Origin of the sequence: Arsenophonus nasoniae, from assembly GCF_004768525.1 — a bacterium.
In the GTDB taxonomy this organism is placed as follows: domain Bacteria; phylum Pseudomonadota; class Gammaproteobacteria; order Enterobacterales; family Enterobacteriaceae; genus Arsenophonus; species Arsenophonus nasoniae.
Genome location: NZ_CP038613.1, coordinates 1,023,595 through 1,046,365, shown reverse-complemented (window position 1 = coordinate 1,046,365; position 22,771 = coordinate 1,023,595). Strand labels below are relative to the sequence as shown.

21 protein-coding genes and 1 pseudogene are annotated in these 22,771 nt (G+C 38.7%); 19 read left to right on the top strand and 3 right to left on the bottom strand.

The features are described from left to right. Window positions 1-39: 39 nt before the first annotated feature. Window positions 40-1,221 (bottom strand): 3-demethoxyubiquinol 3-hydroxylase, encoded by a 1,182-nt coding sequence (gene ubiF, locus ArsFIN_RS04920; protein WP_026822433.1) that lies wholly within the window; start codon window positions 1,219-1,221, stop codon window positions 40-42. Window positions 1,222-1,412: 191 nt separating this feature from the next. On the opposite strand from ubiF, the gene miaB reads away from it, so the two are divergent. The 19 genes and pseudogenes from miaB (at window position 1,413) to lipA (ending at window position 21,716) form a co-directional block, all read left to right on the top strand. Continuing rightward, window positions 1,413-2,843: a tRNA (N6-isopentenyl adenosine(37)-C2)-methylthiotransferase MiaB gene (gene miaB / locus ArsFIN_RS04915; RefSeq protein WP_026822434.1), complete on the top strand. Its 1,431-nt coding sequence runs from the start codon at window positions 1,413-1,415 to the stop codon at window positions 2,841-2,843. Window positions 2,844-2,862: 19 nt separating this feature from the next. Further along, a complete protein-coding gene (locus tag ArsFIN_RS04910) occupies window positions 2,863-3,915 on the top strand; it encodes a PhoH family protein (RefSeq protein WP_026822435.1) in 1,053 nt (350 codons plus the stop codon). Window positions 3,916-3,931: 16 nt separating this feature from the next. After that, a complete protein-coding gene (gene ybeY / locus ArsFIN_RS04905) occupies window positions 3,932-4,399 on the top strand; it encodes an rRNA maturation RNase YbeY (protein ID WP_026822436.1) in 468 nt (155 codons plus the stop codon). A 71-nt stretch (window positions 4,400-4,470) separates the two neighbouring features. Continuing rightward, a complete protein-coding gene (corC, locus tag ArsFIN_RS04900; protein WP_026822437.1) occupies window positions 4,471-5,349 on the top strand; it encodes a CNNM family magnesium/cobalt transport protein CorC in 879 nt (292 codons plus the stop codon). Between the two features lie 5 nt (window positions 5,350-5,354). Further along, window positions 5,355-6,887, top strand: a complete 1,533-nt coding sequence (gene lnt, locus ArsFIN_RS04895) for an apolipoprotein N-acyltransferase (RefSeq protein WP_026822438.1) — start codon at window positions 5,355-5,357, stop codon at window positions 6,885-6,887. A 194-nt stretch (window positions 6,888-7,081) separates the two neighbouring features. Next, window positions 7,082-7,806 (top strand): annotated as a pseudogene (locus tag ArsFIN_RS04890) (amino acid ABC transporter ATP-binding protein). A gap of 272 nt (window positions 7,807-8,078) precedes the next feature. After that, window positions 8,079-10,661 (top strand): leucine--tRNA ligase, encoded by a 2,583-nt coding sequence (leuS, locus tag ArsFIN_RS04885; protein ID WP_026822439.1) that lies wholly within the window; start codon window positions 8,079-8,081, stop codon window positions 10,659-10,661. A gap of 17 nt (window positions 10,662-10,678) precedes the next feature. Then, on the top strand, window positions 10,679-11,230 hold the full coding sequence (lptE, locus tag ArsFIN_RS04880) for an LPS assembly lipoprotein LptE (RefSeq protein ID WP_026822440.1): 552 nt from the start codon (window positions 10,679-10,681) through the stop codon (window positions 11,228-11,230). Then, window positions 11,227-12,267, top strand: coding sequence for a DNA polymerase III subunit delta (holA, locus tag ArsFIN_RS04875; RefSeq protein WP_026822441.1), 1,041 nt, complete (start codon window positions 11,227-11,229; stop codon window positions 12,265-12,267). The genes lptE and holA overlap by 4 nt, the downstream gene beginning before the upstream one ends. After that, the gene (nadD, locus tag ArsFIN_RS04870) at window positions 12,251-12,931 is read left to right on the top strand and encodes a nicotinate-nucleotide adenylyltransferase (RefSeq protein WP_051296980.1); all 681 of its coding nucleotides are present in this window, start codon (window positions 12,251-12,253) and stop codon (window positions 12,929-12,931) included. Before holA ends, nadD begins: the two co-directional genes overlap by 17 nt. Before the next feature lie 278 nt (window positions 12,932-13,209). Then, entirely contained in the window at window positions 13,210-13,527 is a 318-nt protein-coding gene (rsfS, locus tag ArsFIN_RS04865; RefSeq protein WP_026822443.1) for a ribosome silencing factor, read from the top strand. Window positions 13,528-13,529: 2 nt separating this feature from the next. Then, complete coding sequence (gene rlmH, locus ArsFIN_RS04860; RefSeq protein ID WP_026822444.1) at window positions 13,530-14,000, top strand: 23S rRNA (pseudouridine(1915)-N(3))-methyltransferase RlmH; 471 nt, start codon at window positions 13,530-13,532, stop codon at window positions 13,998-14,000. A 22-nt stretch (window positions 14,001-14,022) separates the two neighbouring features. Continuing rightward, on the top strand, window positions 14,023-15,951 hold the full coding sequence (gene mrdA / locus ArsFIN_RS04855; protein WP_246067339.1) for a peptidoglycan DD-transpeptidase MrdA: 1,929 nt from the start codon (window positions 14,023-14,025) through the stop codon (window positions 15,949-15,951). Window positions 15,952-15,954: 3 nt separating this feature from the next. Further along, window positions 15,955-17,067: a peptidoglycan glycosyltransferase MrdB gene (mrdB, locus tag ArsFIN_RS04850; protein WP_026822445.1), complete on the top strand. Its 1,113-nt coding sequence runs from the start codon at window positions 15,955-15,957 to the stop codon at window positions 17,065-17,067. A gap of 14 nt (window positions 17,068-17,081) precedes the next feature. Beyond that, a complete protein-coding gene (rlpA, locus tag ArsFIN_RS04845; RefSeq protein ID WP_026822446.1) occupies window positions 17,082-18,071 on the top strand; it encodes an endolytic peptidoglycan transglycosylase RlpA in 990 nt (329 codons plus the stop codon). A gap of 148 nt (window positions 18,072-18,219) precedes the next feature. Continuing rightward, the gene (gene dacA, locus ArsFIN_RS04840; RefSeq protein WP_034249445.1) at window positions 18,220-19,431 is read left to right on the top strand and encodes a D-alanyl-D-alanine carboxypeptidase DacA; all 1,212 of its coding nucleotides are present in this window, start codon (window positions 18,220-18,222) and stop codon (window positions 19,429-19,431) included. A gap of 144 nt (window positions 19,432-19,575) precedes the next feature. Next, window positions 19,576-19,839 (top strand): DUF493 family protein YbeD, encoded by a 264-nt coding sequence (gene ybeD / locus ArsFIN_RS04835; protein WP_026822448.1) that lies wholly within the window; start codon window positions 19,576-19,578, stop codon window positions 19,837-19,839. Between the two features lie 156 nt (window positions 19,840-19,995). Then, window positions 19,996-20,625: a lipoyl(octanoyl) transferase LipB gene (gene lipB, locus ArsFIN_RS04830; protein WP_026822449.1), complete on the top strand. Its 630-nt coding sequence runs from the start codon at window positions 19,996-19,998 to the stop codon at window positions 20,623-20,625. A 125-nt stretch (window positions 20,626-20,750) separates the two neighbouring features. After that, entirely contained in the window at window positions 20,751-21,716 is a 966-nt protein-coding gene (gene lipA, locus ArsFIN_RS04825; RefSeq protein ID WP_026822450.1) for a lipoyl synthase, read from the top strand. A 77-nt stretch (window positions 21,717-21,793) separates the two neighbouring features. Here the strand turns inward: lipA and cspE are convergent, their stop codons facing one another. Continuing rightward, a complete protein-coding gene (gene cspE, locus ArsFIN_RS04820) occupies window positions 21,794-22,003 on the bottom strand; it encodes a transcription antiterminator/RNA stability regulator CspE (protein WP_026822451.1) in 210 nt (69 codons plus the stop codon). Window positions 22,004-22,197: 194 nt separating this feature from the next. Next, on the bottom strand, window positions 22,198-22,680 hold the full coding sequence (locus ArsFIN_RS04815) for a methylated-DNA--[protein]-cysteine S-methyltransferase (RefSeq protein WP_026822452.1): 483 nt from the start codon (window positions 22,678-22,680) through the stop codon (window positions 22,198-22,200). Window positions 22,681-22,771 lie beyond the last annotated feature (91 nt).

The following is a 22,771-nucleotide window of genomic DNA, read 5'->3' as shown; positions in this document are numbered from 1 at the left end:
ACGACACAGCAGTCAGAAAATAGCATAACCATCTTTATTTCATAAACCTAAAGCATATTTAAGTACCTTTTTCTTAACGCTACTTAGCTGTTGTACCACCATTAAGGCTAAATTTCGGCCAGATTTTACAGTCGCTAACTGGGAACTAAATAGTGTATAGATAACATCCATACCTGCCTGCATCAATTTATTATCTCGCATTCTATCTTTTTGATAAATAAGTAAAGTTTTTCTAGCATAGCAAGGTAATAAATGCCTCTTGGCATCAATCAATACCTTTAATAGACTATCAACATCACGGTAACCGAGATTGACTCCCTGTCCCGCAAGTGGGTTGATGGTATGAGCAGCATCGCCAATCAACGCTAGCCCCTCGTCAACATAACGATTAGCGTGATGGCGGTTCAGTGGAAAACTACCTTTAGCAACAACTTGCAGTGAGCCAAGGCGAGCTGGAAAAGCTGAAATAATTTCTTGCCTCAGTTGCTCCAGAGTCATAGCTTGTAATTGTCTAATTCGAGCAGGTTTATCATACCAAACCAAACAGGCCCAATGATCAAATAAAGGCAAAAAAGCGCGCGGGCCAGAAGAAAAAAATTGTTGCCAAGTAATATCCTGTTGTGGTTGTTCCATCTTAACCGTAATAAGCAGACATGATTGACCGTACTGCCAACCGTTACTGCCAATTCCAACCAAAGAACGCACCTGTGAATGGGCACCATCAGCAGCAATAATTAAATTTGCCAAAACTTGCTGATTGTTATTTAAGGTAATTTTCCACTGTTGATGGTGACGCTGCATTGCGGCCAATTTAGCCGGACATAGCAAGGTAAGATTGGAATATTGAGAAAATTGTTGCCATAATGCCAATTGTAAAATACGGTTTTCAACCATATAACCCAGTTCAGGTAAACCCAGACTGCTTGCTTCGAACATTACATGTGTATTTTCCCCTTCCCATGTTTCTAATCTTCGATACGGGGCAACGCGCATATTTAAAACATTATTCCATACACCAAGTTGCTTGAGTAAATCCACGGAAGTACAACTCAACGCTGAAACGCGTAAATCAGGCTGCTCTAACGGATCGAAAGGTGCCGGTTTAGTATGTTCAAGTAACAGGATCCGCCAACCTTCTTTGGCTAATCCAATTGCCATGGCTGCGCCTATCATACCTGCACCAACGACTACAATGTCATAATTTTCATCTACTCTATTCATATCAACTTAGCTATCTATAGTCATTAATCTAATAGTAGGGCTAGTTTTTCTTAAGTCATTTACTAATAATCTATTCTACATACTGGTCAGCGATGCCCCAAACGAATACAATACATACCAAAATTTTCTAATTTAATACATAATGTTTTCAGTATGACAGATTTTGCTGCTAAAAACTTCGGATAGACAAAATGTTGACGAATAAAAAACTATACATTAAAACCTGGGGTTGCCAGATGAATGAATATGATTCATCGAAAATGGCTGACCTGCTCAACAGCACCCATGGATATCAATTAACCGAGATTGCTGAAGAAGCCGATATTCTACTACTAAATACCTGCTCAATTCGTGAAAAAGCGCAAGAAAAAGTATTTCATCAATTAGGACGCTGGAAAAATCTAAAAGAGCTTAATCCTGATATTATTATTGGTGTTGGTGGTTGTGTCGCTTCACAGGAAGGGGATTTCATTCGTCAACGTGCTCCTAGTGTTGACATTATTTTCGGCCCACAAACTTTGCATCGTCTACCAGAGATGATCAATCAAGTTAAGGGGACGCGTAGTCCAATTGTCGACATCAGTTTTCCAGAAATTGAAAAATTTGATCGATTACCGGAACCACGAGCAGAAGGCCCTTCCGCTTATGTTTCCATTATGGAAGGGTGTAATAAATACTGCTCATTTTGTGTCGTACCTTATACACGAGGTGAGGAGGTAAGCCGACCATGTGATGACGTGTTATTTGAAATCGCACAATTAGCCGCGCAAGGAGTACGTGAAATTCACTTATTGGGTCAAAATGTCAATGCCTATCGTGGAGCAACGTTTGACGGTGGCATTTGTTCATTTGCAGAATTATTGCGTCTGGTTGCCGCCATTGATGGTGTTGATCGCATCCGTTTTACCACCAGTCATCCAATTGAGTTTTCCGACGATATTATTGCTGTCTATGAAGATACCCCTGAACTTGTTAGCTTCTTGCATCTTCCGGTTCAAAGTGGTTCAGATCGTATTTTGACGATGATGAAAAGATCACATACAGCCCTTGAGTATAAAAGTATTATCCGTAAATTACGTAAAGCACGACCTAATATCCTCATCAGTTCAGATTTCATTGTTGGTTTTCCTGGTGAAACCGAAGATGATTTTCAAAAAACCATGCAACTGATTGCTGATGTTAATTTTGATATGAGTTTTAGTTTTATCTACTCACCACGCCCTGGTACGCCTGCCGCTGATTTGCCTGACGATGTGAGTGAAGATGAAAAAAAACAACGCCTCTATCTACTTCAGCAACGTATTAATCAACAAGCTATGAATTATAGCCGAACAATGTTGGGTAGCATTCAACGTATTCTGGTTGAAGGCCCTTCACGTAAAAATATTATGGAACTTTCTGGCCGTGCCGAAAATAATCGGGTGGTAAACTTCGAAGGGACACAAAATATGATCGGAAAGTTTGTCGATGTCGAAATTGTCGATGTTTATGCCAATTCTTTGCGCGGTAAAGTAGTGAAAACTGAAGATAGCATGGCGTTAAGGAGCCAACAATCACCCGAATCAATTATTGCTCGGACACGTAAAGAAGACGATCTTGGTGTAGCAAATTACCAACCTTAATATTAAATAGAGAGACTCAGTGACCCCAAAAGATAATCCACAAATTGCCACTAGCGAAATATTTTTAGAGCCGGCTGATAATCAACGGTTAATCAGCCTTTGTGGGCCGTTTGATGATAATATAAAGCAGCTGGAGCGTAGACTCGGTATTGAAATCAATCGTCGCAATAACCGTTTCAAATTGATTGGCAAACCACTTAATATCAACGCAGCTAGCAGTGTTTTACGCCGCCTATATGTTGATACAGCGCCTATACGTGGCATTATCCCTGACATTGTCCCTGAACAAATCCACTTATCTATTATGGAAAGTCAATTTGTTGAACCATCAGTTGAAAATGTTGGTAGCTACAACAAATTCATCAACATTAAAACCAAACGAGGCGTTATCAAACCACGTACGGCAAATCAGGCGCAATATATTGCTAATATGCTTAGCCATGACATCACTTTCGGCATTGGTCCTGCCGGAACAGGTAAAACCTATCTCGCCGTTGCAGCTGCCGTTGATGCTTTAGAACGTCAAGAAATACGTCGTATTCTACTCACTCGCCCCGCTGTTGAGGCCGGCGAAAAACTTGGTTTTCTTCCAGGTGATCTCAGTCAGAAAGTTGATCCTTATTTACGGCCTCTTTATGATGCCTTATTTGAAATGCTGGGTTTTGAAAAAGTAGAAAAATTGATTGAACGCAATGTGATTGAAGTAGCACCATTAGCCTATATGCGAGGTCGTACTCTGAATGATGCTTTTATCATTTTGGATGAAAGCCAGAATACCACGATTGAACAGATGAAAATGTTTCTGACCCGCATTGGGTTTAACTCTAAAACCGTAATCACTGGAGATGTAACCCAAATTGATCTGCCACGCGGTCATAAATCAGGTTTACGCCATGCAATTGAAGTACTTTCTGAAGTTAAAGAACTTAGCTTTAATTTCTTTCACAGTGATGATGTAGTACGTCATCCTATAGTAGCAAAAGTGGTTATTGCCTACGAAAATTGGGAAACAAAAGAACTAGAACGCAAACAGTTACTTCGTCAACAAAATGAGCCTTCAGGTGTTCTATAGAAAAGGAGATATTTGCTTGCAATCAATTATTCTTGATCTCCAACTGGCCTGTAGCGATCATAATGGCTTACCCGATGAAACGACATTCCAACATTGGCTCGAGGCTTTTCTACCACAATTTCAAGCTGAAAGTGAAATCACAATTCGTATTGTCGATATCGCAGAAAGCCAATATTTAAATCTGACTTATCGAGGAAAAGATAATCCAACAAATGTGCTATCCTTTCCATTTGAGGCATTAGATAATATTCCATTACCCTTACTCGGTGATCTGGTTATTTGTCGTCAAGTCGTCGAAAAAGAAGCTATTGAACAACACAAAACCTTAGATGCTCACTGGGCGCATATGGTAATACATGGTTGTCTTCATCTACTAGGTTATGATCATCAGAATGACTTTGAAGCAGAAGAAATGGAGACAATAGAAACTGAAATTATGCAAAAATTAGGTTATCCTGATCCCTATCAGCATGAAAAAGCGTAATCATAATGCTACTTTTATGCTAAACAATGTATGATACGATTAACTACCGAGAGAAATATTAATAAAACGCCATGAGCGACGACCATCCTACAAACAATGACAATCATCACTCGAAAAAAAGTTTTTTCGGGCGTCTAAACCAATTATTTCACGGTGAACCCAAAAATCGTGATGACTTAGTTGAACTAATTCGTGATTCAGAGCAAAAAGATGTTATTGATCCTGATACCAGAGAAATGCTTGAAGGTGTGATGAATATTTCTGACGAACGTGTTCGGGATATCATGATTCCACGCTCACAGATAGTAACCTTAAAACGGAATCAATCCTTAGATGAATGCCTTGATGTGATTATCGACTCAGCGCATTCTCGTTTTCCAGTAATTAGTGAAGATAAAGATCATATTGAAGGTCTATTGATGGCTAAAGATTTACTGCCATTTATGCGTACTGATACTGAACCTTTCAATATCGATAAAGTATTACGCCCCGCTGTTGTTGTACCTGAAAGTAAACGTGTTGATTTATTATTAAAAGAGTTCCGTTCGCAACGTTATCATATGGCAATTGTCATCGATGAATTTGGTGGCGTTTCCGGCTTAGTTACGATCGAAGATATTCTTGAATTAATTGTTGGTGAGATTGAAGACGAATATGATGATGAAGATGACATTGATATTCGCCAACTAAGTAAACATGCTTACTCTGTTCGGGCGTTAACCCAAATTGATGATTTCAACAAAGCATTTGGCACGCGTTTTAACGATGAAGAAGTTGATACCATTGGTGGTTTAGTAATGCAAGCATTCGGACATTTGCCTGCCCGAGGTGAAATTATCACAATTGATAGTTATATCTTTAAAATTACCATGGCTGATAGCCGCAAAATCATTCAAGTTCAGGTAAAAATTCCTGATGAAGCACCTACTCCAAATCTTGTAGAAGAATAGCATTCATGAAAAAAATGCCACTCTATCAACGTCAGTGGTTACGAGCCTTGATCGCGTTAATTTTCGGGCTCTGCGGAACACTGGCATTTTCACCTTTTGATTTTTGGTTAGCCGCTCTTTTTTCTCTTTTTGGCTTACAACTGTTAATTGTTAATCGCTCAAGCAACCAAGCTGGTTTGATAGCATTTTGTTGGGGCATTGGTTTCTTTGGCAGTGGTATTAACTGGGTTTATGTGACTATTGCCGACTTTGGCGGTATACCATTGCTGGTTAATGTCTTTTTAGTCATCTTACTGGCAGCTTATTTATCACTTTATCCCGCGCTATTTGCTTATCTACTCAATCGATTCTTTCCAAACCTTAATATTGCGCGCTTTATTTTTGCCACGCCAGCGATATGGCAAGTAACTGAATATTTACGTGGCTGGATATTAACGGGTTTTCCTTGGTTGCAATTTGGTTATAGTCAAATCGATGGGCCACTCAAAGGCATTGCACCGATATTTGGCGTTGAGATGATAACTTTGCTACTGGTGATTATTAGTAGCTGTTTGGTTTTTGCTTGCGTAAAACGCCGAGTGATTCCGCTAATTACGGCAATGATCTTATTATTTTTACCGTTAGTAGTTAAAAATTATCACTGGTTTACACCGGATGCAGAAAAAAAATCACAAATTGTTTTAGTTCAAGGTAACATTCCGCAAAGCTTAAAATGGCAACCAGGATTTCTTGAACAAACCATTAGCACCTACCTAGATCTCTCCAGACCTTATTTTGGCAACGCCAATATCATTATTTGGCCTGAATCGGCTATACCCTCGATTGAATTAGATAATAATATTTGGCTAACCTCACTAGATAAACTACTGCGCTTACAAAATACTCGTTTAATTACTGGCATTGTTGATGCCAAACCAAGCAAACAAGGCGTGAGCGATTTTTTTAATAGCATAATTGTGCTGGGAGAAAATAAACCTTATCAATATCCAACCAGCAACCGTTATCAGAAACACCACTTGGTGCCTTTTGGTGAATTTGTGCCATTAGAAAATATTCTTCGGCCAATTGCCCCTTTATTCAATTTACCCATGTCAGGTTTTAGTCGTGGTAATTATGAGCAACAGCAATTAACTGCTGGCGATGTTCATTTAACTGCCGCTATCTGCTATGAAATTATTTTAGGTAGCCAAGTTAGAGATAACTTTAAATCAAATACCGATTTTCTATTAACCGTTTCAAATGATGCCTGGTTTGGCCATTCTATCGGCCCATGGCAACACTTTCAAATGGCACGGATGCGCGCCCTTGAGCTTGGTCGACCACTATTACGTGCCACTAATAATGGCGTTACGGCCGTGATCACCCCCAATGGAGATATTCAGGCAGAACTTCCTCAATTCACTCGCTCAGTATTAAATACTGAGGTAACACCAACTTCGGGTCTTACCCCTTATGCACGTTGGAGTAACTGGCCTATGTGGGCCTTGGTTACTTTATTTATTATATTGGCATACTTTATTAAGCGAAAAGAAGACTAATCAATTAAGCATATATTAATTATCATCATGTACTAAACTACCGATGATGGTTTTTATCTTGCTTATTGATATTTATCATTAACTTTAATTAATGTTCACTTTTATTATAATAATTTATTATTTGTTAAAAAGATTTGATGTGTTATTGATTTATTAAGATTTATGCTGGTTAGCTATCTGAAAAAGGACTATTAATGATTTCTTTAAAAAATGTTTCTAAATGGTATGGACAGTTTCAGGTGCTTTCTGATTGTTCGATGGATGTCAAAAAGGGAGAAGTTGTCGTTATCTGTGGCCCTTCTGGTTCAGGTAAATCAACATTAATAAAAACCATTAATGGTTTAGAGACAATTCAAAGCGGTGAAATATATATTGATAATATTCATGTTAATGACAAAAGACCAATTTAGCTAAATTGCGGTCAAAAGTAGGTATGGTATTTCAACATTTTGAACTCTTCCCTCATCTATCAATTATTGAGAATTTAACACTAGCACAAATAAAAGTCTTAAACAGAGATAAAAAAACCGCTGAAAGCACTGCCTTAAAATTATTAGAGCGAGTTGGATTAGCTAACCACACCAATAAATTTCCGGCTCAATTATCAGGCGGGCAACAGCAGCGGGTTGCTATTACAAGAGCACTCTGTATGGATCCCATTGCGATGCTATTTGACGAGCCAACCTCCGCATTAGATCCCGAAATGATCAACGAAGTACTTGATGTCATGATAGAGCTTGCTAGAGAAGGAATGACCATGATAGTCGTTACTCACGAAATGGGGTTCGCTAAAAAAGTTGCTCATCGAATGATTTTTATGAACGAAGGAAAAATAATTGAGGATAGCAATAAAGAGGATTTCTTTGCTGCGCCGAAATCAGAACGCGCTAAAGAATTTCTTGCTAAGATCATACATTAATCCAACTATCCGTTATTGGGTGACAAAAACCGTCGCCCAATCAGCTAAATAATAATATTAAGATAGGCTCAAATTCGGGCTAGACGGATAATCTACAATTCTACTCTTTGAAACTACACAACTTTTGCATATATAAATTTAATGTAGCCTGTCCATTAAATATTCATCAATAGTTGTTGTTAGGGCCAATTATCCGCTATTCTATGCAGATCTAAAATTCACAGTTTTATTCGCGGCCAATGCCGCATTTTCGCCATAGGAACATCGGTGTCATGCAAGAACAATATCGATCAGAAGAGATAGAACAATACGTACAACGTCATTGGGAAGAAAAACAAACATTTAAAGTAATAGAAGATAATAACAAAGAAAAATACTATTGCCTGTCAATGTTACCTTATCCATCTGGTCAACTACATATGGGGCATGTTCGCAACTATACCATTGGTGATGTTATCTCACGTTATCAACGCATGCTAGGCAAAAATGTGCTGCAACCTATTGGCTGGGATGCTTTTGGTTTACCAGCAGAAGGGGCGGCGGTAAAAAATAATACTGCGCCAGCACCTTGGACTTATGCCAATATTGAGTACATGAAAAATCAATTAAAAATGCTCGGATTTGGTTATGACTGGAGCCGAGAAGTCACAACTTGTACCCCAGAGTATTATCGTTGGGAGCAATGGTTTTTTACTAAGCTTTATGAGAAAGGTTTAGTTTATAAGAAAACCTCCGCTGTTAACTGGTGCCCAAATGATTTAACCGTTTTAGCTAACGAGCAAGTTATTGATGGTTGCTGCTGGCGTTGCGATACCCCTGTCGAGCGCAAAGAAATTCCCCAATGGTTCATAAAAATTACCGCATATGCTGAAGAGCTTCTCAATGATTTAGATAAACTCGATGGTTGGCCAGAACAAGTTAAAACCATGCAGCGTAACTGGATAGGCCGCTCAGAAGGGGTTGAAATTACCTTTGCTCTGGCAGACAAGGATGAAAAACTAACTGTTTATACTACTCGGCCTGATACTTTTATGGGAGTGACTTATCTCGCTATTGCAGCTACTCATCCGCTAGCAAAAAGCGCGGCAGAAAAAAATGCTAAGCTTGGCACTTTTATTGATGAATGTCGCAATACCAAAGTTGCCGAAGCAGAAATGGCAACCATGGAGAAAAAAGGTATCGCCACCGATTTGTTCGCAATTCACCCACTAACTAATGAAAAAATTCCGATCTGGATAGCCAATTTTGTATTAATGGAATATGGTACAGGGGCAGTAATGGCGGTTCCAGGACATGATCAGCGTGACTGGGAATTTGCAAGCAAATATCATTTACCGATTAAAGCAGTTATTGCTGATCATGAAGGCCAGATCCCCGAGCTTAAAACGGGTCCGCTGACTGAAAAAAATGCACTAATCAATTCAGGTGAATTTAGTGGTATGGACAACCAAACAGGTGGCAATGCAATTGCCGATAAACTGGTTGCACAAGGTGCTGCTAAACGCAAAGTTAATTATCGTCTGCGTGACTGGGGCGTTTCTCGCCAACGTTACTGGGGAGCCCCAATCCCAATGGTATCCATGGAAGACGGTTCTGTTATGCCAGTACCAGAAGAACAGCTCCCCGTCATCTTACCTGAAGATGTCGTGATGAACGGGATCACGAGTCCTATTAAAGCCGATCCACAATGGTCCAAGACCAATATCAATGGTCATCCGGCATTACGTGAAACGGATACCTTTGATACCTTTATGGAGTCATCCTGGTATTATGCTCGTTATACCTGTCCTAATTATGACCAAGGAATGCTAGATCCGGCCGCGGCCAATTATTGGTTGCCCGTTGATCAATATATCGGTGGTATTGAACATGCCATTATGCATCTATTGTACTTTCGTTTTTTCCATAAATTAATGCGCGATGCTGGCTTAGTAAATTCAGATGAGCCGGCTAAACGCCTGTTATGTCAAGGAATGGTATTAGCCGATGCTTTTTATTACTTAGGTGAAAATGGACAACGAGTTTGGGTGTCACCCGTTGATGCAACGGTTGAACGCGATGAAAAAGGTAAGATTGTCAAAACAACCGACCAGCATGGCCATCAACTCTTCTATACCGGAATGAGTAAAATGTCCAAATCGAAAAATAACGGCATCGATCCACAATTAATGGTAGAAAAATATGGGGCTGATACGGTCCGCCTATTTATGATGTTTGCCGCTCCGCCAGAGTTGACTTTGGAATGGCAAGAATCCAGTGTAGAAGGAGCTAATCGTTTTGTTCGTCGTCTCTGGCGCACCGTTTTTGAACATACGCAAAAGGGTCAAACAGCGCCATTAAATAGCGCCAGCCTCACGCCAGAGCAGAAAAACCTACGGCGTGAGCTTCATAAAACCATCGCGAAAGTGACTGATGATATCGGCCGCCGTTATGCATTTAATACTGCGATTGCCGCTATTATGGAATTCATGAATAAACTGACGCGTGCCTCTCATGACAGTGAGCAGGATCGTGCGTTACTACAAGAATCTTTAGAGGCTATCGTGCGGATGCTGTCGCCTATTATTCCTCATGCCTGCTTTATTATGTGGAAAGCACTTGGCCACCAGGAAGATATCGATAATGCGCCTTGGCCGGTTGCTGACGAACAAGCAAAAATAGACGATACTAAATTAATCATTATTCAAGTTAATGGTAAAGTTCGTGGACGTATTACTGTCGATATCAATGCATCACAAGATTCTGTTTTAGCTTTGGCAATGCAAGAATATGGTGTAGCAAAATATCTTGAAGGTATGAACATCCGTAAGGTAATTTATGTGCCAGGCAAGCTGTTAAACCTTGTTGTTGGCTAATTTAATAAGGAGAAGATGTGCGTTATTTAATTACCTTATTTCTAAGCTTAGCCGTGTTGATCACGGCTGGTTGTGGATTTCGCTTACAAGGTACGACGCAAGTACCTGAAGAACTAAAAACATTAAGATTAAGTAGCGGCGATCCATACGGCCCGTTGGCACGCGCAATTAGACAGCAATTACGCCTAAATAATGTCAACTTAATTGATAAAAATTTGCAGAATGTGCCGATTTTAAAAATTGTTGGTTCATCTGAAAACACCAAAACTGTTTCAATCTACCAAGATGGTAAAAGTGCAGAAAAACAGTTAAATTTTTGGGTTAGCGCGCAAATTATCCTACCCAATGGCGCTGTTTACCCAATCAAAACCCGTGTCGAGCGCACTTTCTTTGATAATCCGTTAGAAACACTGGCAAAAGATGCCGAAAACGAACTTGTTAAACAAGAAATGCGTGAACAAGCTGCTCGTCAGTTAATTCGTAAATTACTGATCGTTCATAGCTCTATTCAAAATGAGCCTGCACAATCAGTTGCTGTTGAAAAAGCGCGAGCGGAAAACTCAGAATGATCCGTCTTTATCCGGAACAACTCACTTCGCAGCTTGCGGATAAGCTGCAAGCTTGTTACCTGATTTTTGGCAATGATCCTTTTTTAGCACAAGAAAGCGTGGACAAAATTTGTCAAGTTGCCAAGCAGCAAGGTTTTACTGAACGCTATAGCTATTCGTTAGATACAAGCACCGACTGGGATACTATTTATCGTCTGAGTCAATCGCTTAGCCTGTTTGCCAGCCGACAAATCCTTATCTTAATATTACCCGAAAGTGGTCCCACCGCCGTCATAGCAGAAAAACTGCTTAAGTTGGCTGAAATATTACATTCTGATTTATTACTCCTATTACGTGGCGGCAAATTAACTAAAGCACAAGAGAATAGTGCCTGGTGCAAAAAAATAGCCCAAGATGGAGTCTATATTAATTGTCTGACACCAGAACAATCCAGACTGACTCAATGGGTAACGCAACGAGCAAAAGCGATGTCTGTTACCTTAGATAAACAAGCTAATCAGCTTCTTTGCTACAGCTATGAAGGCAACTTACTGGCCCTTAATCAAGCGCTTGAACGTTTATCACTATTATATCCTGACGGTAATCTCACCTTACCTCGTGTCAAAGAAGCAGTAAATAATGCCGTCCATTTTACACCTTATCATTGGGTTGATGCGCTACTTGCCGGCAAAATTAAACGTAGTTGGCATATCTTGCAACAATTACAACGCGAAGATTACGAAGCAGTGATTCTATTACGTATAATTCAACGTGAGCTCATATTGCTTTTGACATTAAAACAACAGAGTAACGCTAAAGATTTAAGAAAATTATTTGATCAACATAGAATTTGGCAAGCCCGCCGCCCTCTCATTAACGCAGCGCTACAACGCTTACCACTTCGCGAACTACAGCATGCAATACAGTTAATTACCCAAGCTGAATTACATTTAAAACAAGATTATGGTCACTCAATTTGGCCAAAATTAGAAACTTTATCTATGCTATTGTGCGGTAAATCACTGCCCGAGAGTTTTATTAATGACTCAACAAACTAAACAAACAGCTAATTTTCCATCTATTCAAGCACTATTTGGTGGTACTTTTGATCCGATACACTATGGTCATTTACTTCCTGTTGAAGCACTAGCTAAACAAGTTGGTTTACAACAGGTTGTTTTACTTCCTAATCATGTGCCACCTCATCGCCCACAACCTGAAGCAACCGTGCGACAAAGACTGGCAATGATAAAATTAGCGATCAAAAATAATCCACTATTTAGTATTGATACCCGTGAGCTTAAACGTACAACTCCCTCCTATACCGTTGAAACACTACTCTCTTTCCGGCAAGAAATCGGTTGGCAAAAACCTTTAGCTTTTATTATCGGACAAGATTCACTACTGTCGATCAATACCTGGTTTGATTGGCAAAAAATTTTAGATCTTTGTCATTTATTAGTTTGCGCCCGTCCAGGCTATACCACTTATTTTCCAACTTCACCAATGCAACAATGGCTAATACACCATCAAGTGCCTGATCCGGAAATACTCAGTCATAAACCCTGTGGTGCCATATATCTGGCTGATACTCCCTTATTAAATATTTCCGCAACTCAAATTCGTGAACGAAAACGAGATAGAAAAAGTTGCAAAGATATATTGCCACCCGCAGTTTTGCGCTATATTGATAAACATCATCTTTATCAAAATTGCGTATAATTAATCAATAAATATAAAAAATTGACAAAAATTACCTTAAACTATTGTGAGTATATAAGGTGATTGGTACTATCTTGGCGCTTTTTACACTACTGTTGAAAATTAGGCATAATTTCCGATAATCTATTCTAAAACTAATTATAAATATTCAACTGGTTTTACCAAAAATTAGATTAAAATATAGATTATCTTATGCTTGTTTCTTTCAACAAAATTTTATAACTGAATAAAATAAAACATTGATATTTTTTATTTAACTTGAAATTAAAGGTGAACCTTTGCAAGGAACTGAACTCCAACAATTTATTATCGACCAACTAGTCGATACAAAAGCGCAAGATATTGTCACTATTGATGTAAGTGGAAAATCTAGCATTACTGATTGCATGATAATCTGTACTGGAACATCTAATCGCCATCTGGCATCAGTTTCGGACAAATTAATTGAAGCATGTCGTAAGACTGGAATAATTCCTCTTGGTGTTGAAGGACAAGGTGTTTCCGATTGGATCGTTGTAGACTTAGGCGATGCAATTGTTCATATCATGCAAGAAGATAGTCGCCGTATGTATGAACTTGAAAAACTCTGGAGTTGAATTTGAAATTACAACTGATTGCGGTTGGTAGCAAAATGGTTGATTGGATCCAAACAGGTTTTCAAGATTATCTTCATCGTTTTCCAAAAGATATGCCTTTTGAACTCATTGAGATCCCTGCGGGAAAACGCGGGAAAAATGCCGATATTAAACGTATCATCGAGAGAGAAGGAGAACAAATGCTGGCTGCTGTAAGCAAAGGTAACCGCATAATTACCCTCGATATACTGGGCACACGCTGGACAACTCAACAACTTGCCGCACAACTAAATCAATGGAAACAAGATGGACGTAATATTAGCTTTCTAATTGGTGGCCCAGAAGGTCTTGCTTCTGCCTGCAAAGCTGCAGCAGAACAAAGTTGGTCACTGTCAACCTTAACTATGCCTCATCCTTTAGTTCGAATATTTGTTGTTGAAAGCCTTTACCGGGCATGGAGCATTACAACAAATCATCCTTACCATCGGGAATAACATATTTATGTAGGTTATGAGTGTGAATGCGAAGAAAGAAACAAAAAAAAAGAAACGCACCCCTTTTCGCGATTACACCGCTGAGTCTACTCTATTCATTCGTCGAGCGTTAATAGCTTTTATTATCATTGTAATATTAGTCAGTATCTTAATTGCTAATCTTTATCATCTACAAGTAGTTCGCCATGAAGATTACCAAACTCGTTCAAATGATAATCGGATAAAACTGGTTCCAGTTCCACCAAGTAGAGGTATTATTTATGATAGAAATGGTATTCCTCTCGCGTTAAATAGAACATTTTATCAATTAGAGGTCATTCCCGAAAAAGTAACTAATTTAACAGAGATGTTAGCACAATTGCGTGATGTAGTTGATCTCACGGATGACGACATTGCAAACTTCAAAAAAGAGCGTAAACGCTCACGTCGCTTTACTTCTATACCATTGAAAACCTCACTAGATGAAGTACAAGTTGCACGTTTTGCTGTTAATCAATACCGGTTCCCTGGGATTGAAGTTAAAGGTTACCAACGCCGTTATTATCCTTATGGCTCTGCTCTGACGCATGTTATCGGTTATGTAGCCAAAATTAATGATAAGGATATAGAACGTCTAGAAAATGACGGTCTACTAAAAAATTACACCGCCACCCATGATATTGGTAAATTAGGTATAGAACGGTATTACGAAAATATTTTACATGGCAAAACCGGCTACGAAGAAGTTGAAGTAAATAGTCGGGGAAAAGTTATACGTCAACTTCATGAACAACCACCTCAAGCTGGCAAAGATATTTATCTCACTATCGATCTTAATTTACAAATTGAGATCGAAAAGTTGCTAACCACCAGCCGAGCTGCCGTAGTTGTTACTGATCCCCGTAACGGAGAAGTATTAGCTCTGGTATCCACTCCTAGCTATGACCCTAATCTATTTGTTAATGGTATTTCTAATAAGGATTACCAAGCTTTATTAAATAATCCCAATCGCCCACTTATTAATAGAACGACTCAGGGGTTATATCCACCAGCCTCTACTGTTAAACCGTTTATTGCCGTTGCCGCATTAAGTGAAAATGTTGTTACCCCTAATTCCACTATTTTTGCTCCAGGTTGGTGGCAGTTACCAAATTCCGAAAAACGTTATCGCGATTGGAAACGATGGGGACACGGTAGATTAAGTGTTGTTAGAGCCATTATTGAATCAGCTGACACCTTTTTCTACCAGGTTGCTTATGATATGGGTATCGATCGTATCTCCGATTGGATGCAGAAATTTGGCTATGGTCACTATACCGGCATTGATCTTGCGGAAGAACGTTCTGGCATTATGCCAACGCGTGAATGGAAACAAAAACGTTACAAAAAACCTTGGTATCAAGGAGACACGATTCCAGTAGGCATTGGCCAAGGTTATTGGACCACAACCCCAATCCAAATGGCAAAAGTATTAATGACACTAATTAATGACGGTGTAGTTAAAATTCCCCATCTGCTTTATGGCACTAAATTAGGTAACGCTATGCTACCCTATGAACAGAAAGATTATATCCAAATCGGCAATATTCATTCAGGTTTTTGGGAATTAGCTAAAGAAGGTATGTATGGTGTTGCTAATGCACCAAACGGTACAGCCCGTAGAAGTTTTGCCAACACACCCTATAAAGCTGCTGTCAAATCAGGTACCGCACAGGTATTCAGTTATGAAACCTACAATGCGAGTAAATTAGCTGAGCACTTGCGTGACCATAAATTAATGATCGGATTCGCCCCTTACCAAAATCCAACCGTTTCCGTTGCTATTATTCTGGAAAATGGTGGTGCCGGGCCGGCTGTTGGCGATCTTGTTCGTAATATTTTTGATTATGTATTGCTTGGTAAAAAAACGACATCACAAACACCCGATACGAATGTATCTCCAGAAAATGTATCTCCAGAAGAAGATCAGTAATATATGACCGATAATTCACATAAATTACCTATTTGGACCCGCTTACATATTGATATTCCAATGTTACTGATTATTCTTGCCTTAACAATATACAGTGTCATGATCATGTGGAGCGCAAGTGGGCAAGACATTGATATGATGCAGCGTAAACTAATACAAATCGCGATTGGATTTGTGGTCATGATTGTTATGGCGCAAATTTCACCCCGTATCTATGAAAATTGGGCGCCTTATCTCTATATTTTCTGCCTAATTTTATTAGTTTTTGTTGATGCATTTGGTCAAATTAGTAAAGGTGCACAAAGATGGTTAGATCTTGGCTTCGTTCGTTTTCAACCCTCTGAAATTGCTAAAATTGCGGTTCCATTAATGGTTGCGCGTTTTGTCAATCGGGATCTTTGTCCTCCTACATTAAAAAATACGCTACTGGCATTAATACTTATATTTCTGCCCACACTACTCGTTGCCGCTCAACCTGATTTGGGCACATCAATTCTCGTTGCGGCCTCCGGTCTGTTTATTCTTTTCTTAGCGGGTATGAATTGGAAATTGATTGCCATTGCAGCCACGGGTATCGCTTGTTTTATCCCTATTCTTTGGTTCTTTCTGATGCATGATTATCAACGAGATCGCGTTATGATGTTACTCGATCCAGAAACTGATCCACTAGGAGCAGGTTATCATATTATCCAATCTAAAATTGCCATTGGTTCAGGCGGATTATTTGGTAAAGGTTGGTTACATGGCACACAATCGCAATTAGAGTTTCTACCAGAACGCCATACTGATTTTATTTTTGCCGTATTAGCTGAAGAGCTCGGACTCATTGGTGTCGTTATTTTACTCGCATTATACCTATTGCTAATTATGCGTGGACTAATCATTGCAGCTAATGCACAAAATACCTTTGGTAGAGTGATGGTTGGTGGCCTAATGTTAATTTTGTTTGTCTACATATTCGTCAATATTGGCATGGTTAGCGGTATCTTACCAGTAGTGGGTGTTCCTTTACCATTGGTAAGTTATGGCGGCTCTGCATTAATTGTTTTAATGGCTGGATTCGGTATTATTATGTCAATCCATACCCACCGAAAATTTCTGTCAAAAAGTTTATAACTACGAGGTCAGTAATGCACTATCATGGGCTTATACTTAGCATTACAATAGCAATTTTAGCTGGCTGTGCTTCTCAAACTCAACAAAATACCGGTATGCCTATGATGCCGGTAAAAGATATATTAGGAGCAGAGCCCCGTTACGAACCTTATTATTCTGGCGCTAATGATGACTACCAACTTAATGGTCAAACTTATCAAATAGTAAAAGATCCTGCTCATTTTAGTGAAACAGGTTTTGCCAGCATTTTTGGCTCTGAAGTTATCGGTAAAATAACTGCGACAGGGGAAAAAGCAAGCCCTTATGCATTCACGGCTTCACATCCTACTTTACCTATTCCAAGTTATGCCCGCATTACTAATTTAATTAATGGCAGAATGATAATTGTACGTATTAATGATCGAGGCCCCTATATATCAGGTAAAAATATTGCTCTCTCACAAGCTGCTGGCGATAGGTTAAATTTAATGCTAACTGCGCGTATTAAAATTGATCCGATTTTAGTTTCCCCTGCCGGCAATTTAACTGGACCTGGTACAATTGGTGTCAATATTGCTAAGCAGAGTTATGCCTTGCCTAAACCACCGAAATTAGAGACCCATTCCGCAAACTTCTCTTCAAACAACAATCAATCAACGACAGAGGATCATGATAGCCCACCCGCTTTATCTCAATCAATCCAACCAATCACAAGCGGTAATACGGTAGCAGCGAATAATAGGGTTGTTGATAATAACTATCCTAATCCGTCGTCAATGAAATCGATCAGTAGTGCGACAAAACGTTACTTTGTACAAATAGGTGCATTAAGTGATCAAGCAAGAGCAGAAGCATGGCAACAATCGGTTTCGAAACAACTGAACACAGCTGGCCGTATTCAACCATTTAACAATATCTATCGCGTACAACTCGGCCCATTTCGAGATCCTGAAACAGCAGAACTGATAAAAAATAAAATATTAACAGAATTAAAACAATCGAGCATTATCATAAATACCGAATAATTTATTGATTAATCAATAAAATCTAATTAGAGTAAAATAAAAATCAACTAACCTGGCATCTCTATTTCAGAATAAAATACTACTTTTTTATGCTGAGAATACAATGCCCACTCTATTAACATATTGTCCTCGGATCCCGTATATTATTATGAAATATGCAATTTTCTCCCGTTCTATCGGTAGCCTAATACTTATTACTAGTCTTATATTTTCCAGCACTCTGTTTGCAAATAGCAATAATGCTATGCAAATCAATGTGATCCCCTCGGCACCAAATATTGACGCTGAAGCTTATATTCTTATTGATTATTATTCAGGCAAAGTTTTGGCTGAAAGAAATGCTGATCAACGTCGCGACCCAGCCAGTCTGACTAAAATGATGACGAGCTATATCATTGGTCAAACAATTAAAGCCGGTAAAATTAGCATGAATGATATTGTGACTATCGACGAAAATGCTTGGGCTACCGGTAACCCGGTTTTTAAAGGCTCTTCGCTGATGTTTTTAAAGCCCGGTGATCGCGTATCAGTATCTCAACTGATACGTGGTATCAATTTGCAGTCTGGTAATGATGCATGTGTTGCAATGGCCGAGTATGTCGCGGGTGACGAAGCAAGTTTTGTCAAATTAATGAACGACAATGTTCAACGCCTGGGATTAAAAAACACCCACTTTCTTACTGTACATGGCTTAGATGCCGATGGGCAGTATAGTTCCGCACGAGATATGGCGTTAATCGGTCAAGCTCTAATCCGCGATGTCCCTGAGGAATATGCTATTTATAAAGAAAAAGAGTTCACCTTTAATAAGATCCGTCAATTAAATAGGAATGGTTTGTTATGGGATAAGAGCCTGAATGTAGATGGTATTAAAACAGGACATACTAGCGCTGCCGGTTATAACCTTGTTGCCTCTGCTACCGAAGGTAATATGCGGCTGATATCTGTTATATTAGGTGGTCATAGCAGTAAAGGACGTGATGCAGAAAGTAAAAAATTACTCACTTGGGGCTTTCGCTTTTTTGAAACCGTTAAACCATTACAAGGTGGGATGGAGTTTGCTTCTCAACCCGTTTGGTTTGCTAATACTGATCAAGTAAAACTGGGTATTGAAAAGGATCTCTATCTGATCATTCCCCGTGGGCGTATGAAAGATTTAAAAGCCAGTTATACATTAAACAATACTGAATTACAGGCACCTTTAGCAAAAAACCAAATTGTTGGCACGATTAACCTACAATTAGATGGTAAGATCATTGAACAACGTCCGCTGGTAGTATTGAAAGAAGTCGATGAGGGTGGATTTTTTAGTAACCTATTAGATTATATTAAATTGTTTTTTCAGCGCTGGTTTGGCTAAATATTGAAAAATGACATTGCTACCTCCATTATGGTAAAGATGTTCAATTTATAACTTAATTTTTAATTAAGAAATATGAATAAGTATACAATTTAAATCATTTAATATTGAAATAAGGTTAGTGGCCGTATTTTAGGAGAATCTATGAAAACCAGACTACATGAGCTACTCGAGTTTCCCTGCTCATTTACCTACAAAGTGATGGGGGTCGCTAAACCTGAGTTAACTGATCAAATCATTGAAGTAGTTCAACGACATGTTCCTGGTGATTATGTGCCATCAGTTAAGCCTAGTAGTAAAGGTAACTTTCACTCAGTATCAATTACCATCACAGCAACTAATATTGAACAGATAGAAAAACTGTATGAAGAATTAGCCAAACTAGAATTAGTTCGTATGGTGTTGTAAACACAATTTATTGTTGTACTTGAAATTATAAAACCCGAAAATCCAATATTTTCGGGTTTTATAATTTCAAGTGCAGCGCTTACTATGCTAGCAAGATTAATTTGCGCAGGTTATACTGCATAATTAGTGCATATATCTATCAGTGGCAGAAAAAGATTGTTAAAAAAAACCATTATATTACGTCAACTTGGGCTTCATACTTACCAACCCATTTCCGATGCAATGCATCAGTTTACTAAAAAACGCACGATTGATACGCCAGATGAACTTTGGTTAGTGGAGCATTACCCTGTTTTTACCCAAGGCCAAGCGGGTAAAAAAGAGCATATACTCGCAGCCGGAAATATTCCTGTTATCCAATCTGATCGTGGCGGACAAATCACCTATCATGGCCCTGGTCAGCAAATAATGTACATTTTATTAGATTTAAAGCGTAATCAAATAAGTGTAAGAGAACTGGTTACTACACTGGAAAATACGGTAATTAATACTTTATCCGAATTTGGTATTAACGCTTATGCACAGCGCGAAGCCCCAGGTGTTTATGTTGAACAAAAAAAAATATGCTCTCTTGGATTACGTATTCATAAAGGTTGTTCGTTCCATGGCCTAGCATTAAATATTAATATGAATCTTGCCCCCTTTCAGCGTATTAATCCGTGTGGCTATGCCGGTATGCAAATGACTCAACTCAATGATTTCGTTCCTGGCTGCCAGGTTAAAGATGTCGAACCTTTACTAGTAGAACATTTCTGCAACCTATTAGGATTTAAACTTGCAGAATAAGTTGTTATAATTTTTTATAATTATTAAAAAAAAATTGAAAATGACATAAATAATGATCACATGTGATAGCATAAAATATATCTATTATTGATCCGCAGCAGGAACCTAATGGAACTGGCATAATTATGAGTAGACCAATTCAAATGGAGCGTGGCGTTAAATATCGTGACGCTGATAAAATGGCACTGATCCCTGTCAAAACAGTAAGAACGGATCATACAGAAATTTTACCTAAACCTAAATGGATGAAAATAAAACTTCCCGCTGATTCTAGCCGAATAAAAGAAATAAAAAACGCAATGCGTAAGAATGGCTTACATTCAGTCTGTGAAGAAGCCTCTTGTCCTAACCTCGCTGAATGTTTTAATCATGGTACCGCCACTTTTATGATTTTAGGCGCTATCTGCACTCGTCGCTGTCCATTTTGCGATGTTGCCCATGGACGACCTAATGCTCCTGATCCCAACGAACCAGCAAAATTAGCAGAAACGATAAAAGATATGGGATTAAAGTACGTTGTCATTACGTCAGTTGATCGTGATGATCTGCGTGATGGCGGAGCTCAACATTTTGCGGATTGCATTACTGCTATTCGAAAGAAAAATCCAAACATCAAAATAGAAACGCTAGTGCCGGATTTCCGGGGTCGTATGGATCGCGCCTTAACAATTTTGGCCACTGCGCCACCCGACGTTTTTAATCATAACCTTGAGAATGTTCCTCGTATCTATCGCCAAGTACGTCCTGGCGCTAATTACGATTGGTCATTGCAACTACTTGCAAAATTCAAGCAAATGCATCCTGAAATACCAACAAAATCAGGATTAATGGTTGGATTAGGTGAAACTAATGAAGAAATTATTGATGTTATGCGTGATTTACGCCGCCACGGCGTTACCATGTTAACCTTGGGCCAATATCTTCAACCCAGCCGCCATCATTTATCAGTAAAACGTTATGTAAGCCCGAAAGAATTTGAAGAAATGAAAAATGAGGCAATCGCAATGGGTTTCACACATGCAGCCTGTGGCCCATTAGTTCGCTCATCTTATCATGCAGATTTACAAGCGAAAGGCATAGAAATTAAATGAAAAATCATTTAATTTCATACCCACATAAGAACCCGTCTCATTAATTGAGACGGATTATTATAAATTCTTATAGTAAATCAAATGGCAACAACGTTGATAGCAGATGGCCCTTTCTCCCCCTCAGTTATATCAAACTCAACTTTCTGACCTTCGGCTAAAGTCTTAAAACCTTCGGATTTAATAGCGGTGAAGTGAACAAATACATCTTTACTGCCATCTTCTGGAGTGATAAAACCAAAACCTTTTGCTTCGTTGAACCACTTAACATTACCTTTAACTTTTGACATCAAAATTACCTTTACTTAATAAAAACACACAGTTTGTGCCGTATATAGTACAGCAAAAATTATGCTTGATTGTCTACTACCAAGATCACGAAATTAATCAAAAACCTAAATTATCATTGTAATATAGGATATCAACCTAAAAAAACAATAAAAAAAACTAATAATCGTGTTTATAAATATTTATTATAACATTTTTAGCCAATTTTTCGATTATTTACATTCTTTTCATAATCTAACAACCAGCTTTTTATATCTAACCCGCCGCTGTAACCTACCAATTTACCATCATGGCCAATAACACGATGGCAAGGTATAATCAGCGCAATAGGATTACGCGCATTCGCCATACCAACTGCCCTACAAAAACTAGCAGAACCTAGCGCAATTGCCAGTTTTTTATAACTCCAACATTCGCCATATGGAATTTCACTAAGTTGCTGCCAAACTCTTTTTTGAAAATGGCTACCGCTAGGATTCAATATGACAGAAAAATCGTTTCTTTCCCCATTAAAATACTCGTGTAATTCTTTTATAAATTGTTCGATATGAGCATTTTTACTTTCTCTTTCAATCACTTGTTTAACAAAATTAACACCAATTATCCCATGATTATCAGCGGCAACGTGAATGAAAGGTCTTGGAAAACCTTTGGGAGTAGAAAAATAATGGTGGTACATAACAACTTCCTTAAAATAGAGAACTATTTTAACAATTCATTTATCCCCCAAGCAAAATTACCTCTGTTTGCAAAAAATATTTCTGCCTATT

Excerpts from the sequence above, each read along its gene's own strand:
- ubiF (WP_026822433.1), bottom strand. The coding sequence starts at position 1,221 with ATGAATAGAGTAGATGAAAATTATGACATTGTAGTCGTTGGTGCAGGT.
- miaB (WP_026822434.1), top strand. The coding sequence starts at position 1,413 with ATGTTGACGAATAAAAAACTATACATTAAAACCTGGGGTTGCCAGATG.
- corC (WP_026822437.1), top strand. The coding sequence starts at position 4,471 with ATGAGCGACGACCATCCTACAAACAATGACAATCATCACTCGAAAAAA.
- lnt (WP_026822438.1), top strand. The coding sequence starts at position 5,355 with ATGAAAAAAATGCCACTCTATCAACGTCAGTGGTTACGAGCCTTGATC.
- leuS (WP_026822439.1), top strand. The coding sequence starts at position 8,079 with ATGCAAGAACAATATCGATCAGAAGAGATAGAACAATACGTACAACGT.
- holA (WP_026822441.1), top strand. The coding sequence starts at position 11,227 with ATGATCCGTCTTTATCCGGAACAACTCACTTCGCAGCTTGCGGATAAG.
- nadD (WP_051296980.1), top strand. The coding sequence starts at position 12,251 with ATGACTCAACAAACTAAACAAACAGCTAATTTTCCATCTATTCAAGCA.
- mrdB (WP_026822445.1), top strand. The coding sequence starts at position 15,955 with ATGACCGATAATTCACATAAATTACCTATTTGGACCCGCTTACATATT.
- rlpA (WP_026822446.1), top strand. The coding sequence starts at position 17,082 with ATGCACTATCATGGGCTTATACTTAGCATTACAATAGCAATTTTAGCT.
- dacA (WP_034249445.1), top strand. The coding sequence starts at position 18,220 with ATGAAATATGCAATTTTCTCCCGTTCTATCGGTAGCCTAATACTTATT.
- ybeD (WP_026822448.1), top strand. The coding sequence starts at position 19,576 with ATGAAAACCAGACTACATGAGCTACTCGAGTTTCCCTGCTCATTTACC.
- lipA (WP_026822450.1), top strand. The coding sequence starts at position 20,751 with ATGAGTAGACCAATTCAAATGGAGCGTGGCGTTAAATATCGTGACGCT.
- cspE (WP_026822451.1), bottom strand. The coding sequence starts at position 22,003 with ATGTCAAAAGTTAAAGGTAATGTTAAGTGGTTCAACGAAGCAAAAGGT.
- ArsFIN_RS04815 (WP_026822452.1), bottom strand. The coding sequence starts at position 22,680 with ATGTACCACCATTATTTTTCTACTCCCAAAGGTTTTCCAAGACCTTTC.